Here is a 14452-nt window from a genome sequence, read left to right on the forward strand (position 1 = left end):
CCCCATGACTGTCCCCCATGCTTCCTCCAATTTCGATCAGGCCGAGCTGGACAAGTTCGCCGCACTGGCCAACCGCTGGTGGGACGCCGATGGTCCGCAGAAGCCGCTGCATGCGCTGAACCCGGTGCGCCTGAAGTACGTGGCCGACCGCGTGCCGCTGCGCGGCGCACGCGTGCTCGACATCGGCTGCGGTGGCGGCCTGCTGAGCGAAGCACTGGCCCAGGCCGGCGCCGATGTCACCGCCATCGATCTGGCCCCGGAGCTGGTCAAGGTCGCGCGGCTGCACGCACTGGAAAGTGGTGCCAAGGTCGACTACCGGGTGCAGGCCGCCGAGGACCTGGCCGCTGAACAGCCGGGCAGCTTCGATGTGGTGACCTGCATGGAGATGCTCGAGCACGTGCCGGACCCCGGCGCGGTCATCGAGGCCTGCAGGCGGCTGCTGAAGCCGGGGGGGCACCTGTTCCTGTCGACCATCAACCGCACGGCCGCCGCATTCGCGGTGGCCATTGTCGGTGCCGAATACGTGGCGCGCCTGTTGCCGAAGGGCACCCACCACTACCAGGAATTCATCAGGCCGGCCGAACTGGCACGCTGGTTGCGCGAGGCTGATCTGCAGCTGGCCGATGTCAGCGGCATGGCATACGAGCCGTGGCGCAACCGTGCCCGCCTCAGCACCCGCACCGACATCAACTACCTGGCCTACGCGGTCAAGCCGGCATGACCGCCACGCACTTCCCGCGCGCGGTGCTGTTCGACCTGGACGGCACCCTGCTGGACAGTGCGCCGGACTTCGTTGCCACCTGCGACGCCATGCTGGCCGAGCGTGGACGCGCGCCGATCGATCTGGCGCAGCTGCGCCCGGTGGTGTCCAAGGGCTCGCGGGCGATGATCGCGGCGGCCTTCCCGGACCTGGATGCGCATGCGCGCGACGCGCTGATCCCGGAGTTCCTGCAGCGCTATGAAGCGTTGATCGGCCAGCACGCGGTGCTGTTCGATGGCGTCGCCGGCATGCTCGCCGCGCTCGATGCTGCTGGAACGATATGGGGCATCGTTACCAACAAGCCCGAGTACCTGGCGCGGTTGATCCTGCCGCAGCACGGTTGGCAGCAGCGCTGCGCCGTGCTGGTCGGCGGCGACAGCCTGGCCGAGCGCAAGCCGCACCCGCTGCCTCTCCTGCACGCTGCGCAGGCGATCGGTGTCGCGGCAAGCGACTGCGTGTATGTCGGCGACGACGAGCGCGACATCATCGCGGCGCGCGCCGCGGCCATGCCATCCGTGGCAGCGCTGTGGGGCTACCGCCTGCACAGCGACGACCCGTTGGCCTGGCAGGCCGATGTACTGGTCGAGAACGCTGCACTTCTGCAACTGGCCAGCCTGTGGCCAACCCGGCCGGCACGCCCGGCCCACCCGTAAGGACGATCGTAGTGAGCAGCACCGCGCTGGAAAGCTTCCTCGACAAATGGCGCAGCCGTTGGCCGGAATGGTCGGTGGCCGCGCCGTTCGTGGCCGAATCGCACCGTGAGTTGGCCGTAGCGTGGTTCGCGCTGCTGCAGGAATTCGACGACATGCTCAATACCAGCGGCGATCCGTTGCCGGCCGATGCCAAGCTGGCATGGTGGGGCGAGGAGCTGCGCAGCTGGGAAGGACAGCGTTCGCGCCATCCGTTGGGTCGTGTGCTGGAACCGGTGCGTGCGCCGTGGGCGCGGTTGGCGGAAACGCTGCCGGATCTGGTGGAGGCACGCACCGTCGCGCCGGATGCGGCCAGTGCCGAAGCCGCGCTGGCCCGCTACGCTGAAGCGGTCGCGGCCGTGGAAGTGGTGTTGTTCGATGACAGGCCGCGGACCGGTGCGGGCCGGGCCGTGCAGTTGCAGACGCTGGCCCAGCGCCTGCAGGACGCAGGCGTGGCCGGCGTGCCGCGCAGCCTGCTGGACGAGGACACCCGCTCCGCCGCGCAGCGCTGGGCGCAGCACCTGTTGAAGGGGTGGGGCACGCGCGTGCCAGGCCCGCGCCCGCGCCGCGTGTGGTCCAGCCTGGCCCGTGCACGCCTGACGGCCCAGGCGGCCGGCAAGCCGATCGAGGCGACCCCGCTGCGCACCCTGCTGCGGGTGTGGTGGGCCGCACGCGGCTGATTCCGTTGCCGCTGCGCTCGCGGGGCATGGCCCGGCGCTACCGGGTTGCAGGTTGTTGATTCCGTTGCCGCTGCGCTCGCCGGGCGTGGCCCGGCGCTACCGGGTCGCGTGTCGCTGATTCCGTCGCCGCTGCGCTCGCCGGGCATGGCCCGGCGCTACCGTTTGGTGGCTCTGGTAGCGCCGGGCCATGCCCGGCGAGGGTGCACGCGGGTTACTTCCGCTCCAGCACCAGTAGCGGATCGATGCGGGTGTCGAACCAGTTCATGCCCCAGTGCAGGTGTGGGCCGGTGGCACGGCCGGTGGCGCCGACTGCGGCGATCACCTGGCCTTGTTCCACACGGTCGCCAACTTTTACGTCGATGCGCGACAGATGCAGGAAGTTCGAGCTGACGCCGTAGCCGTGGTCGATCAGCAGCGTGCCACCGGTCAGGTACAGGTCGGGGCCGGCAAAGGTGACCACCCCGGCGGCGGGTGCCTTCACCGGCGTGCCGGTCGGTACCGCGATGTCCATGCCGGAATGGCCGGCACCGGGCTGGCCGTTGTAGACGCGGGCATTGCCGAAGCGGCCGCTGATGCGGCCCTGCACCGGCCAGATGAAGGTCTGGGTGAAGTCGGTGCGGTCATCGTCGCGGGCACGCGCGGCGGTTACCTGTGCCTGCTCGCGCTTGATCCGTTCGGCAATGGCGGTCGGAGGATTGACCGTCTTCGGCGGTACACCGTTGACCCGTTCGGTCGGCCAGTCGCGCGGCGTCACCGAGATGGTGGCCGTTTCGCTGCCGCCGTCCGGGCGCTGCACCTGCACGCGCAGCGGCCCCTTTTCATCGCGGCCGATACCGAACACCACGCTGCCGTAACCGCTCACGCGCAGCGAGCGGCCGGCATACTGCACCCGGCTGCCGGCGGGAACCTTGCCGATCACCAGCGCGCCTTGCGACGCACTGGCAGGAAACACCACGCGGCTGTCGATCAGGCTGCCGATGCCATCCTGGGCCTGTGCCGCAGATACGGCCCAGAGGGGGGCGGCAACCAGCACCCCCAGCATGAGGAACCCACGCATCAGCGGTCGTAGGTCAAGCGCTGGCCGGCCGGCTCGCCCACCAGCATGCTGCCGTCCCACACCCGCTGGCCGTTGACCCAGGTGGAGGCGATGCGCGACCGGAAGGTCGTGCCTTCAAACGGCGACCAGCCGCACTTGGAGAGCACGTCCTCGCGCTTGACCGTGAACGGCACGTCTTCCACCAGCACGAGATCGGCGAAATAGCCTTCGCGCAGGAAGCCGCGCTGCTCCACGTCGAACAGCTGGGCCGGGGCATGCGCGAATTTCTGCACCACCTGCTCACGGGTCAGTTTGCCCTCGTGCACGCGCTCCAGTGCGGCCACCAGCGCGTACTGCACCAGCGGCAGGCCAGACGGCGCCTGCGCATAGGGCTTCTGCTTCTCCTCCCAGGTGTGCGGGGCATGGTCGGTGGCCAGCACGTCCAGCACGTCGTCGGCCAGCGCGGCGGTGATCGCCTCGCGGTCGGCCACGTCCTTGATGGCCGGATTGCACTTGATCAGGTTGCCCTTGGTGGCGTAATCCGGGCGGGCGAAGTGCAGGAAGTGCACGCAGGTTTCGGCGGTGATCTGCTTGCGGCTGCCATCGGCCCGGATCAGCGGGCCCTTCTCGAACAGTGCCAGTTCGTCGGCGGTGGAGATATGCAGGACGTGCAGGCGGGTGCCGTGCTTGCGTGCCAGCGACAGCGCCAGCCGCGTCGACTTGATGCACGCTTCGCGCGAACGGATGTCCGGGTGCATGTCCGGGGTCAGCGCGTCGCCGTATTTTTCCTGGAAGGCTTTCAGGTTGGCATCGATCATCGGCGTGTCTTCACAGTGCGTGATGATCGGGGTCGGACACTCGCGGAAGATCGCGTCCAGTGTTTCCGGGTTGTCCACCAGCATGTTGCCGGTGGACGCGCCCATGAACACTTTCACGCCCGGCGCCTTCTTCGGATCGAGCTGGCGGATGGCCTCAAGATTGTCGTTGCTGGCCCCGTGGTAGAAGCCGTAGTTGGCCCAGGCGCGGCCACGCGCCAGTTCGTACTTGGCTTCCAGGATGGTGGAGTCCAGCGTCGGCGGATTGGTGTTGGGCATGTCCATGAAGCTGGTCAGGCCACCGGCCACGGCCGCTGCCGATTCACTGGCGATATCGCCCTTGTGGGTCAGGCCCGGCTCGCGGAAGTGCACCTGGTCGTCGATCATGCCGGGCAACAGCCAGCGGCCGGCGGCGTCCACCACCTGCTCGCCCTCGCGCGGCGCCAGCCCGGTGCCGATCTGCGCGATGCGACCGTTCTCGATGCGCAGGTCGCCGTCGAAGGTGCGGCCTTCATTGACCATGCGGGCATTGGTGATGAGCGTGGAGGACATGTCAGTGTTTTCCTGTGCAACGGCATGAAGGGGTGTCGGTGCGTTCGGGCACGAGGTCGACACCGCCGGGGTGGAAGGGGTGGCAGCGGCCGAGCCGGCGCGCGGCCAGCCAGCTGCCGCGCAGCGGGCCATGCAGGGAGATGGCTTCCATCGCGTATTCAGAACAGCTGGGCACGAAACGGCAGCGTGGCCCCAGCAGGGGGCTGATGAAGCGCTTGTAGAAGCGCAGCAGGGCAATGAGCAGGCGCGAGATCACCCAGTCATCTTATGCCAGTTGGCATGAAGGCCGCATTTGTGCAGGATGGGCCGTTGGTCGCATGTCGCCGATGGCCTGCGACCGGTACCGGCACCTTCGGGTGCCGGCCAGGTTCCGTACCGCGCGAGGCGGTCCGTGTTCGTCGGACTGCCCCTTGGGGGCCTTGACTCCAGGACTGAATGGAGCGGGGCTGTCGAGGTTGCTGCTGCGGGTCGGGTAGGCTATAAAGGCCCGCTTTCCCGGGCCCCGGGGAATCCAAGGAAGAGCGTTTCGTGGCTGCTAAAAAAACTGCAAAGAAGGCCGCAAAGGCCGCCAAGAAAACCGCCAAGCCTGTTGTGAAGAAGTTGGCGGCAAAGCCCGTTGTCAAGAAGCCGGCGGCCAAGCCGGCGACCAAGGCAGCGTCCTCGCAACCGGCGGCCAGGAAGGCCACCGCGAAAAAAACGCCGGCCAAGGCAAGCAAAGCGGCCGTCAAGAAGGCCGCTGCGCCGGTCAAGGCCAAACCTGCTGCTGCCAGCAAGAAGGCGCCGGCAGTGAAAAAGGCCGCCAGCAAGGCGGTGCCGGTCAAGAAGGCTGCTGCCAAACCGGCTGCGAAGAAGCCGGCAGCCAAGCCGGCGCCGAAGGCGGCGGTGAAAAAGCCGGTTGCACCGCCAGCGGCAAAGAAGGCCGCGGCACTCAAGCCGGCGGACAAGCCTGCCGCTGTAAAGAAGGTCACCAAGAATATCGCCACGCCGGCTGCCAAGCCGGCACCGGCCCCCGTAGTGAAGTCCGCACCGAAGCCTGCCGCAACGCAGGCTCCGGCCAAGCCTGTCCCGGCCAAGACCGCGGCAGGTGCTGCAGCCAAACCGGCATCCAAGCCGGCCTCGGCCGCTGCACCTTCCGCGTCGACCGCCCCGCAATCCAAGAATCCCGTGCCCGTTTCGAAATCGCCTGCCAAAACCGCCGTGAAATCCGATCCCGCTCCGAAGACCGTGTCGCGCCCTGTCGGCAAGGTCGCCGTGGCCGTCGCCGCCCGCTCGGCCGCCCCGGCCCCGCGCAGCAAGTACAAGGTCGTCGAGTACAAGACCGACGAGGCCACCGGCCGCCCTATCCTGCCGGCCGGTTACAAGCCGTCGTCGGAAGAGGAATACATGAGCCCGCTGCAGCAGGAGTACTTCCGCCAGCGCCTGCAGAACTGGCGCGCGGACCTGGTGGAGGAGTCCAAGCAGACCATCGAGAATCTGCGCGAGGAAGTGCGTGACATCGGCGACGAGGCCGAGCGTGCGACCCGTGAGACCGAGAACTCGCTGGAGCTGCGCACCCGCGACCGCTACCGCAAGCTGATCGGCAAGATCGACAGCACGCTCAAGCGCCTGGAAGCCGGTGATTACGGCTACTGCGTGGACACGGGTGAAGAGATCGGTCTGGAGCGCCTGGAAGCCCGTCTCACGGCCGAGCGCACCATCGACGCCCAGGAGCGTTGGGAACACCTGCAGAAGCAGCAGGGCGACTGATTCCCGGTCGTTGTCTCGTCATGCAGAAAACCCGGCCTTGGCCGGGTTTTTTGTTGGGTTCACGTTGGCTGTGTAGAGCAGCGCCTTCCGGGTATCGGTGGAGCCCGCGGGTGTAAGCTCGGCCGCGGCATCCATGCCGCGGACGGTTCTGCCCGGCCCCACCCACAGGCTCTCGACGCATCCCTGCGTGCGCGGCCGATGTAGAGCCGAGCCCACGCTCGGCTCAGGCCGAAGCCGGAGGGCAAGGAATAGCAAAAGCAAAAGCAGCCAAGCATGGCTTGGCTCTACCAGGAGCGGTCATGCGTGCGCTCGCGGCTGTTGGGTCCGCCTTGTAGCGAGCCGAGCACCGCAGGGCACTGGCGCGCAGCGCCGGCTCGCGGATGGCGGCGTGTTTCTTTGGTGACTTTCTTTGCACGAGCAAAGAAAGTTACACCCCGCCGCGGTCGCGGAAGAAGCCCGCCGGGCGCGGCCCGGCGCAACCGCTGCGTGGGCGCACGGAAATGCGCAGCCGAGCATGGGCTCGGCTCTACAGGCTCACTGCAGGTCGCGAAGATTCAACTTCCGCAGCGTCGGGTTCTTCCATGCCGTGATGCCGGCCACGCTCAGCACCGCGAAGCCCCCCAGCACCACTGCCGGTACCAGGCCCAGCAGCCGTGCCATCGTGCCGGCATAGAACGCGCCCAGTTCGTTGGACGAACTGATGAAGATGCCGTTGATCGACGATACCCGCCCACGCATTTCCTCGGGCGTCGCCAGCTGCAGGATGGTCGAGCGGACCACCACCGACACGCCATCGAAGGCGCCGTAGAACAGCAGGATCAGCGCCGACAGCCAGAAGTGCTGCGACAGCCCGAAACCGATCACGCACAGCCCGAAGCCCGCGACCGCAGACAACAGCACCCGGCCAGCGTTGCGGTGCAGGGGGTGCCGGGCAAGCCACAGGCCCACGCCGATCGAGCCCAGAGCGGGCGCAGCGCGCAGGATGCCCAGCCCTTCGGGTCCATGGTGCAGGATCTCATGCAGGAAGGCGGGCAGCATTGCCACCACACCGCCCAGCAGCACCGAGAACATGTCCAGCGCCATCGCGCCGACCATGATGCGGTTGCCGACCACGAAGCGCGCACCTTCGGCGATGCTCTGGAAGATCGGTGCTGCGGGGCCGCTGTGCACCGGTTCCTCCACCTTCAGCGTGGCCAGGCAGGCCACTGCCACCAGCGCGAAGGCCGTCGCCACGCCATAGGACAGCCCCTTGCCTCCCAGGCCGACCAGTACGCCGCCCAGCGCCGGACCCACCACCATGCCGGCCTGGAACACCACGGCGCCCAGTCCCGCACCGCGTGCGAACTGCTCGCGCGCCAGCACGCGGGCGAACAATGCATTGTAGATCGGCGAAAGAAAGGCACGGACCATGCCGGTCAGTGCGATCGCCGCATAGATCGGCCATACGCCGTGGAACGGCAGCCAGCCCATGGCGACGCTGGTCAGTACCAGTGCGGTGGCGATCAGGCCGGAGCAGGCGACCATTCCCAGCTTGCGCCGCGGTAGATGGTCGACCAGATAGCCGGCGAACGGGGCCACGCAGAAGAACGGCAGCACTTCGGCCAGACCGATCAGGCCCAGCGAGAACGGATTGCGGGTAACTTCGTAGATGTGCCAGCCGACGGTGACGGCCACCACCTGGTAGGACAACATGGCGAAGATGCGGTAGGCCAGCAGCTTGGCGAAGCCCGGCCGGGCCAGCAGGCCCAGCGCCGTGTCTTCGGCCGGGGCGGTCCCGCTCACGGGTGTCCGCGCTGCAGCTGGGCCTGCGCCGTCTCGCGGATGAAGGCCAGCATCGCTGCGACGCCGTTGCTGCGGGTCGGCGAAAGATGGCGGGCCAGGCCGATGTCCTGGATGTAGCTCGGCTGCGTGTCCAGGATTTCCTGTGCCGAGCGCCCGGAATAGACACGCAGGGCCAGGAAGATCAGGCCGGAGACGATCGCCGAATCACTGATGGCGTGGAAGCGCAGCGACTGCGCATTGCCTTCCGGAACGATCCAGACCATCGACTGGCAGCCGAGCAGGCGGTGTTCTTCGGTCTTCCACTCTTCGGGGAAGGCCGGCAGCTTGCGGCCGAGGTCGATCAGGTACTGGTAGCGCTCGGACCAGTCGCCGAAGAAGCCGAATTCCTCGGCGATGGCGGCCTGGGCCTCGGCGGTGGTGGGTTCAAGCGGGAACGGGGAGTCGATCACTGCAATCTCTTGGGTGGGGGCGTGGCGGGCGCGGATCAGCCGCGCTTGCGCGACCAGCGCACGCCCTGCGGGGTGTCTTCCAGCACGATGCCTTCGGCGGCCAGCTGGTCGCGGATGGCGTCGGAGCGGGCGAAGTCACGCGCCTTCTTGGCGGCGGCGCGTTCATCGATGAGGCCCTGGATGCGCGCATCCTCGCCATCATCGTGGGCAACGGTGCCGAACCACTGCGCCGGGTCGGCCTGCAGCAGGCCCAGCGCCAGACCCGCACCGAGCAGCTCGCCTTTCAGGCGCGCCTGTTCGGCGGGCTCGATGGCGCGGCGTGCTTCGGCGGCGATGCGCGCCAGTTCGGCCAGTGCCTGCGGCGTGTTGAGGTCGTCATCCAGGGTTGCCTCGATCGTGGCCGGGATCACCGCCACGGCCGGAACCGCGGCGAGCTCGCGCAGGGTGCCGTAGAGGCGGTCCAGCGTGCGCACCGACTGTTCGATCAGCGCGTCGGACCAGTCCAGCGGCTGCCGGTAGTGGGCCGACAGCAGGGCCAGGCGCAGCGCTTCCGGCGGGTGCTGGCGCACCAGGTCGTGCACGCGTTCGATGTTGCCCAGCGACTTGCTCATCTTGGCACCGCCGAAATTGAGCATGCCGTTGTGCAGCCAGAAGCGGGCGAAGATCTTTCCGCCATGGGCGCATTCGCTCTGCGCGATTTCGTTCTCGTGGTGCGGGAACTGCAGGTCGACACCACCGGCATGGATGTCGATGGTCTCGCCCAGATGGGCGGCAGCCATCGCCGAGCATTCGATGTGCCAGCCGGGGCGGCCACGGCCCCACGGCGAGGCCCAGCCCGGCAGGTCGTCGGTGGACGGCTTCCACAGCACGAAATCGCCTGGATCGCGCTTGTACGGCGCGACATCGACGCGGGCGCCGGCCAGCATTTCTTCCGGGTCGCGGCGGGAGAGCTTGCCGTAGCCATCGAAGCTGGCAACGGCGAACAGCACGTGGCCCTCGGCGGCATAGGCATGACCGTTGGCGATGAGCTGCTCGATCATGGTGATGATCTGCGGCATGTGCGCGGTCACTTCCGGTTCGATGTCCGGCGGCACCACGCCCAGCGCGGCCATGTCCTCGCGGTAGGCGGCGGCGAAACGGTCGGTGATGGTGCTGATCGGCACCCCCTGTTCGCGCGCGGCCGTGTTGATCTTGTCATCCACGTCAGTGATGTTGCGGGCGTAGCGCAGGGCGCCGAAACGCCGCCGCAGCAGGTCGGCCAGCACGCCGAACACCACCGGACCACGGGCGTTGCCGATGTGCACGTAGTTGTAGACCGTCGGGCCGCACACATACAGGGTCGGACAGGCCGGGTCGAGCGGAATGAACGGTTCGAGCTGGCGTGTCAGGTTGTTGTGCAGGCGCAGGGTCATGGGGGTGTGGCTGGGGGACAAGCCTGCGATTTTAGAACGTGTCGGCCCCCTTTGGGGCGACCGCCTGCCACCGGTGGACCCGCGGGCCACCCAGGTGGGGTGGGCAGGAGCGGCGCGGACGGGTAATGTTCAGCCCCTTGCGCTCGTCACTGCCTACACTATTGCCGTGTCCTTGCTCCCGTCGCCAATGAAATCCACCGCGTTGCTGACCCTGGCCTGGCTGTCGGCGTTGCCGGCCGTGGCTCTGGCCCAGGAGGGGGAGCCCCGCAACCGGGTGGTGATCGTGGAGAACGTGAAGTTCGACTACGCCCAGGTGCTGAACGTCGAGCCGGTGTTCCAGACCCTGCGCGCGACCCGGACCGAGGAGCACTGCGAGCCGGTGTCGACCCGGACCCTGGCCCCGGTGAATGTCACCGGCGAGGAGCCGACGGAGGACAAGGGCCGGATCAGCCGCTTCTGGGACTCGGTGCGCTCGATGTTCAAGCGCAGCGACGAGGAGGCGGTGGACGAGACCGCAGCCGAGACGCCGGCCGCGCCCACCGGTCCCACCAACAACGGGCCGATGCTGACCCGCGACTGCCGGATCGTTCCCGTCGGGCGCGAGTTCCGTCGGCCCATCGCCTACGACGTGGATTACGTCTACAGGGGCACCAAGTACCGCTCGCGCCTGCCGGAAGACCCTGGCAACCGGCTCAAGGTCCGGGTCTCGATCACGCCCTGGGTCGGCCCGGAGCAGGGCACCGCCAGCAATCCCTGATTCTGGGACCCCGGCCCCTTGCGCCGGCGCCGGCCGCGTGCAAAGATGCCCGGCCATGAAGCTCACCGACTTCCAGCACGACAGCAGCGCAGCCCGACAGGCGTCGGGCATGACCTCGCGTGCCCGTCGACCGGAACCCCACATTCTCGCTGGGTAACCGGAGCTTTTTGCTGTTCGTCCGATAGAAACCCAGCCCGCCGGCTGGGTTTTTTCGTTTCCGCTTCCTGAAAGCTTCAACTGCAACGATTTCACCCCACCTTTGGTTTCCGCATTTCCCTTCCACCGCGTCGAACCTGACGCCGCCACGCAAGGAAAGATGATGTCCCCCAAGCACTTCCTGAACACCCAGGACTGGAGCCGCAGCGAGCTTGATGCGCTGCTGACCCAGGCAGCGCTGTTCAAGCGCAACAAGCTCGGCGACCAGCTCAAGGGCAAGTCGATCGCGCTGGTGTTCTTCAATCCGTCGATGCGCACCCGCACCAGCTTCGAGCTGGGCGCGTTCCAGCTGGGTGCGCACGCGGTGGTGCTGCAACCGGGCAAGGATGCGTGGCCGATCGAGTTCAACCTCGGTACGGTGATGGACGGCGATACCGAAGAACATATCGCCGAAGTGGCCAAGGTGCTGGGCCGCTACTGCGACATCATCGCCGTGCGCGCGTTCCCGAAGTTCGTGGACTGGGCCTATGACCGCCAGGACATCGTGCTCAACAGCTTCGCCAGGTATTCGCCGGTGCCGGTGATCAACATGGAGACCATCACCCACCCGTGCCAGGAACTGGCTCACGTGATGGCGCTGCAGGAGCACTTCGGCACCCAGGACCTGCGCGGCAAGAAGTACGTGCTGACCTGGACCTATCATCCCAAGCCGCTGAATACCGCCGTGGCCAACTCGGCGCTGACCATCGCCACCCGCATGGGCATGGACGTGACCCTGCTGTGCCCGACCGCCGACTACATTCTCGACGACCGCTACATGGGCTGGGCCGAGCAGAACGTGGCCGAGAGCGGCGGTTCGCTGAAGATCAGCCATGACATCGACAGCGCCTACGCCGGTGCCGATGTGGTCTACGCCAAGAGCTGGGGCGCGCTGCCGTTCTTCGGCAACTGGGAGCCGGAAAAGCCGATCCGCGACCAGTTCAAGCACTTCATCGTCGACGAACGCAAGATGGCACTGACCAACAACGGTGTCTTCAGCCACTGCCTGCCGCTGCGTCGCAACGTGAAGGCGACCGACGCGGTGATGGACTCGCCGCAGTGCATCGCCATCAACGAGGCCGAGAACCGCCTGCACGTACAGAAGGCGATCATGGCGGCGGTTGCCGGGCGCTGATTCTTTCCCATACAAAAACCCCGCCGGGCATGGCCCGGCGCTACCAGGACATTACCCCCCATGAGCAACAAAGACGTCGTCCTCGCCTTCTCCGGTGGCCTCGATACCAGCTTCTGCGTGCCGTACCTGCAGGAGCGCGGCTACAACGTGCATACCGTGTTCGCCGACACCGGCGGCGTGGATGATGAAGAGCGTGATTTCATCGAGAAGCGTGCCGCCGAGCTGGGCGTGACCAGCCATGTCACCGTCAACGGTGGCCCGGCCATCTGGGAGGGCTTCGTCAAGCCGTTCGTGTGGGCGGGCGAGGGCTACCAGGGCCAGTACCCGCTGCTGGTCTCGGACCGCTACCTGATCGTCGATGCCGCGCTGAAGCGTGCCGCCGAGCTGGGCACCAACATCATCGCCCACGGCTGCACCGGCATGGGCAACGACCAGGTCCGCTTCGATCTGGCGGTGAAGGCGCTGGGCGACTACCAGATCATCGCGCCGATCCGCGAGATCCAGAAGGAGCACACCCAGACCCGCGCCTACGAACAGAAGTACCTGGAAGAGCGTGGTTTCGGCGTGCGCGCCAAGCAGCAGGCCTACACCATCAATGAGAACCTGCTGGGCGTGACCATGTCCGGTGGCGAGATCGACCGCTGGGAAGCTCCGGGCGAGGGCGCACGTGGCTGGTGCTCGCCGCGCAGTGAATGGCCGGAACAGGCGCTGACCGTCACCCTGAAGTTCGTCGAGGGCGAAGCGGTCGAGCTCGACGGCAAGGCATTGCCGGGCGACCAGATCCTGGCACAGCTCAACAAGCTGTTCGCTCCCTACGGCGTGGGCCGTGGCGTGTACACCGGCGACACCGTGATCGGCCTGAAGGGCCGCATCGTGTTCGAGGCCCCTGGCCTGGTTTCGCTGCTGGCCGCCCACCGCGCGCTGGAAGACGCGGTGTTGACCAAGCAGCAGAACCGCTTCAAGCCGGACGTGGCGCGCAAGTGGGTGGAGCTGGTCTACGAAGGCTTCTATCACGACCCGCTGAAGACCGACATCGAAGCGTTCCTGAAGTCCTCGCAGGCCAAGGTCAACGGCGAAGTGGTACTGGAGACCCGTGGCGGGCGCGTGGACGCGGTGGCGGTGAAGTCGCCGCATCTGCTCAACACCAAGGGCGCCACCTATGCGCAGTCGGCCGACTGGGGCGTGGAAGAGGCGGAAGGCTTCATCAAGCTGTTCGGCATGAGCTCCACGCTGTACGCGCAGGTCAATCGCGGTTGACCGCGATTGCGCTGGGGCGCTCCAGCAGAGGCGATACGGTAGCGCCGGGCCATGCCCGGCGGAATTTCACAGGAACTGTTGATTCATGCTTGAACAGACACTCGATCACCTGCAGGCCCTGGTGTCCTTCGACACCCGCAACCCGCCGCGCGCGATCAGCACCGCGGGCATCTTCGATTACCTGCGCGCCAACCTGCCGGGTTTCACCGTTGAAGTGATCGATCACGGGGCCGGTGCGGTCAGCCTGTATGCCGTGCGCGGCACACCGAAGTACCTGTTCAACGTGCATCTGGACACGGTGCCGGATTCGCCACACTGGACTGCCGACCCGCACGTGATGCGCCGCCTGGACGATCGTGTGGTCGGCCTGGGCGTGTGTGACATCAAGGGCGCTGCGGCGGCGCTGGTGGCTGCGGCCAATGCCAGTGACGGCGACGCCGCGTTCCTGTTCTCCAGCGACGAGGAAGCCAACGATCCACGCTGCATCGCCGCGTTCCTGGCCCGTGGCATTGCCTATGACGCGGTGCTGGTGGCCGAGCCGACCATGAGCGAGGCCGTGCTCGCGCACCGTGGCATCAGCTCGGTGCTGATGCAGTTCGCCGGCCGTGCGGGCCATGCGTCCGGCAGGCAGGATGCCGCCGCCAGTGCGCTGCACCAGGCGATGCGCTGGGGCAATCGGGCCCTGGATCACGTGGATTCCCTTGCATCTGCACGCTTCGGTGGCCTGACCGGCCTGCGTTTCAACATCGGGCGCGTCGAAGGCGGGATCAAGGCCAACATGATCGCACCGGCAGCCGAAGTGCGTTTCGGCTTCCGCCCCCTGCCCTCGATGGACATCGATGCGCTGCTGGCGACCTTCGCGGGTCTTGCCGAACCGGAAGCCGCGCTGTTCACCGAAACCTTCCGTGGCCCCAGCCTCCCGGCCGGTGACATCGCCGAAGCCGAGAACCGCCGTCTGCTGGCGCGTGACGTGGCCGATGCACTGGAGCTGCCGATCGGCAACGCGGTGGACTTCTGGACCGAGGCATCGCTGTTCTCCGCGGCAGGCTATACCACGCTGGTGTTCGGCCCCGGCGACATTGCCCAGGCCCACACGGCCGATGAGTTCGTGACGCTGGAGCAGCTGCAACGCTATACCGACGCCGTGCACCGCATCATCGGCGCCGGCGCCTGATCAACCCCACAAC

General features: G+C 67.2%; 14 protein-coding genes. 8 read left to right on the forward strand and 6 right to left on the reverse strand.

Annotated features, from left to right (window positions below; translation table 11 throughout):
* Positions 1-4: 4 nt before the first annotated feature.
* The 3 genes from ubiG to ACVOJ1_RS01125 are packed head-to-tail and all read left to right on the forward strand — an operon-like array spanning position 5 to position 2129.
* Entirely contained in the window at positions 5-721 is a 717-nt protein-coding gene (gene ubiG / locus ACVOJ1_RS01115) for a bifunctional 2-polyprenyl-6-hydroxyphenol methylase/3-demethylubiquinol 3-O-methyltransferase UbiG (protein WP_346479900.1), read from the forward strand.
* Positions 718-1413, forward strand: coding sequence for a phosphoglycolate phosphatase (locus ACVOJ1_RS01120; protein WP_346479901.1), 696 nt, complete (start codon positions 718-720; stop codon positions 1411-1413). Before ubiG ends, ACVOJ1_RS01120 begins: the two co-directional genes overlap by 4 nt.
* A gap of 11 nt (positions 1414-1424) precedes the next feature.
* Positions 1425-2129 carry a squalene/phytoene synthase family protein gene (locus ACVOJ1_RS01125; protein ID WP_111186434.1) on the forward strand — a complete coding sequence of 235 codons (705 nt, stop codon included), beginning with the start codon at positions 1425-1427 and terminating at the stop codon, positions 2127-2129.
* A 211-nt stretch (positions 2130-2340) separates the two neighbouring features.
* On the opposite strand, the gene ACVOJ1_RS01130 is transcribed toward ACVOJ1_RS01125, so the two are convergent.
* From ACVOJ1_RS01130 to yidD, 3 genes are read right to left on the reverse strand one after another with little or no spacing between them, the layout of a single operon-like run.
* Positions 2341-3186: a peptidoglycan DD-metalloendopeptidase family protein gene (locus ACVOJ1_RS01130; protein ID WP_197600318.1), complete on the reverse strand. Its 846-nt coding sequence runs from the start codon at positions 3184-3186 to the stop codon at positions 2341-2343.
* On the reverse strand, positions 3186-4532 hold the full coding sequence (locus tag ACVOJ1_RS01135) for a dihydroorotase (RefSeq protein WP_197600317.1): 1347 nt from the start codon (positions 4530-4532) through the stop codon (positions 3186-3188). Before ACVOJ1_RS01135 ends, ACVOJ1_RS01130 begins: the two co-directional genes overlap by 1 nt.
* A gap of 1 nt (position 4533) precedes the next feature.
* Positions 4534-4788 (reverse strand): membrane protein insertion efficiency factor YidD, encoded by a 255-nt coding sequence (gene yidD / locus ACVOJ1_RS01140; protein WP_053519683.1) that lies wholly within the window; start codon positions 4786-4788, stop codon positions 4534-4536.
* 272 nt (positions 4789-5060) lie between these two features.
* Between yidD and dksA the strand changes: the two genes are divergently transcribed.
* Positions 5061-6278: an RNA polymerase-binding protein DksA gene (gene dksA, locus ACVOJ1_RS01145; protein ID WP_346479902.1), complete on the forward strand. Its 1218-nt coding sequence runs from the start codon at positions 5061-5063 to the stop codon at positions 6276-6278.
* 534 nt (positions 6279-6812) lie between these two features.
* On the opposite strand, the gene ACVOJ1_RS01150 is transcribed toward dksA, so the two are convergent.
* The 3 genes from ACVOJ1_RS01150 to cysS are packed head-to-tail and all read right to left on the reverse strand — an operon-like array spanning position 6813 to position 9921.
* Positions 6813-8060, reverse strand: coding sequence for an MFS transporter (locus ACVOJ1_RS01150; RefSeq protein WP_180875549.1), 1248 nt, complete (start codon positions 8058-8060; stop codon positions 6813-6815).
* Positions 8057-8509 carry a SufE family protein gene (locus tag ACVOJ1_RS01155; RefSeq protein WP_053519686.1) on the reverse strand — a complete coding sequence of 151 codons (453 nt, stop codon included), beginning with the start codon at positions 8507-8509 and terminating at the stop codon, positions 8057-8059. The genes ACVOJ1_RS01150 and ACVOJ1_RS01155 overlap by 4 nt, the downstream gene beginning before the upstream one ends.
* Positions 8510-8544: 35 nt before the next feature.
* Complete coding sequence (gene cysS / locus ACVOJ1_RS01160; protein WP_065181932.1) at positions 8545-9921, reverse strand: cysteine--tRNA ligase; 1377 nt, start codon at positions 9919-9921, stop codon at positions 8545-8547.
* A gap of 187 nt (positions 9922-10108) precedes the next feature.
* On the opposite strand from cysS, the gene ACVOJ1_RS01165 reads away from it, so the two are divergent.
* The 4 genes from ACVOJ1_RS01165 to ACVOJ1_RS01180 all read left to right on the forward strand — a co-directional run bounded on the left by ACVOJ1_RS01165 (position 10109) and on the right by ACVOJ1_RS01180 (position 14439).
* The gene (locus ACVOJ1_RS01165) at positions 10109-10678 is read left to right on the forward strand and encodes a glycine zipper 2TM domain-containing protein (protein ID WP_053519688.1); all 570 of its coding nucleotides are present in this window, start codon (positions 10109-10111) and stop codon (positions 10676-10678) included.
* Between the two features lie 319 nt (positions 10679-10997).
* The gene (locus ACVOJ1_RS01170) at positions 10998-12008 is read left to right on the forward strand and encodes an N-acetylornithine carbamoyltransferase (protein ID WP_053519689.1); all 1011 of its coding nucleotides are present in this window, start codon (positions 10998-11000) and stop codon (positions 12006-12008) included.
* Positions 12009-12068: 60 nt separating this feature from the next.
* Positions 12069-13265 (forward strand): argininosuccinate synthase, encoded by a 1197-nt coding sequence (locus ACVOJ1_RS01175; RefSeq protein WP_053519690.1) that lies wholly within the window; start codon positions 12069-12071, stop codon positions 13263-13265.
* A gap of 85 nt (positions 13266-13350) precedes the next feature.
* Positions 13351-14439 carry an acetylornithine deacetylase gene (locus tag ACVOJ1_RS01180; RefSeq protein ID WP_053519691.1) on the forward strand — a complete coding sequence of 363 codons (1089 nt, stop codon included), beginning with the start codon at positions 13351-13353 and terminating at the stop codon, positions 14437-14439.
* Positions 14440-14452: the final 13 nt, after the last annotated feature.

Source organism: Stenotrophomonas sp. STEN225 (assembly GCF_056756445.1).

What these genes read in the sequence shown, in the direction of transcription:
- ubiG (WP_346479900.1), top strand. Translation starts at nt 5, where the DNA reads ATGACTGTCCCCCATGCTTCCTCCAATTTCGATCAGGCCGAGCTGGAC.
- ACVOJ1_RS01120 (WP_346479901.1), top strand. Translation starts at nt 718, where the DNA reads ATGACCGCCACGCACTTCCCGCGCGCGGTGCTGTTCGACCTGGACGGC.
- ACVOJ1_RS01130 (WP_197600318.1), bottom strand. Translation starts at nt 3,186, where the DNA reads ATGCGTGGGTTCCTCATGCTGGGGGTGCTGGTTGCCGCCCCCCTCTGG.
- ACVOJ1_RS01135 (WP_197600317.1), bottom strand. Translation starts at nt 4,532, where the DNA reads ATGTCCTCCACGCTCATCACCAATGCCCGCATGGTCAATGAAGGCCGC.
- cysS (WP_065181932.1), bottom strand. Translation starts at nt 9,921, where the DNA reads ATGACCCTGCGCCTGCACAACAACCTGACACGCCAGCTCGAACCGTTC.
- ACVOJ1_RS01165 (WP_053519688.1), top strand. Translation starts at nt 10,109, where the DNA reads ATGAAATCCACCGCGTTGCTGACCCTGGCCTGGCTGTCGGCGTTGCCG.
- ACVOJ1_RS01170 (WP_053519689.1), top strand. Translation starts at nt 10,998, where the DNA reads ATGTCCCCCAAGCACTTCCTGAACACCCAGGACTGGAGCCGCAGCGAG.
- ACVOJ1_RS01175 (WP_053519690.1), top strand. Translation starts at nt 12,069, where the DNA reads ATGAGCAACAAAGACGTCGTCCTCGCCTTCTCCGGTGGCCTCGATACC.
- ACVOJ1_RS01180 (WP_053519691.1), top strand. Translation starts at nt 13,351, where the DNA reads ATGCTTGAACAGACACTCGATCACCTGCAGGCCCTGGTGTCCTTCGAC.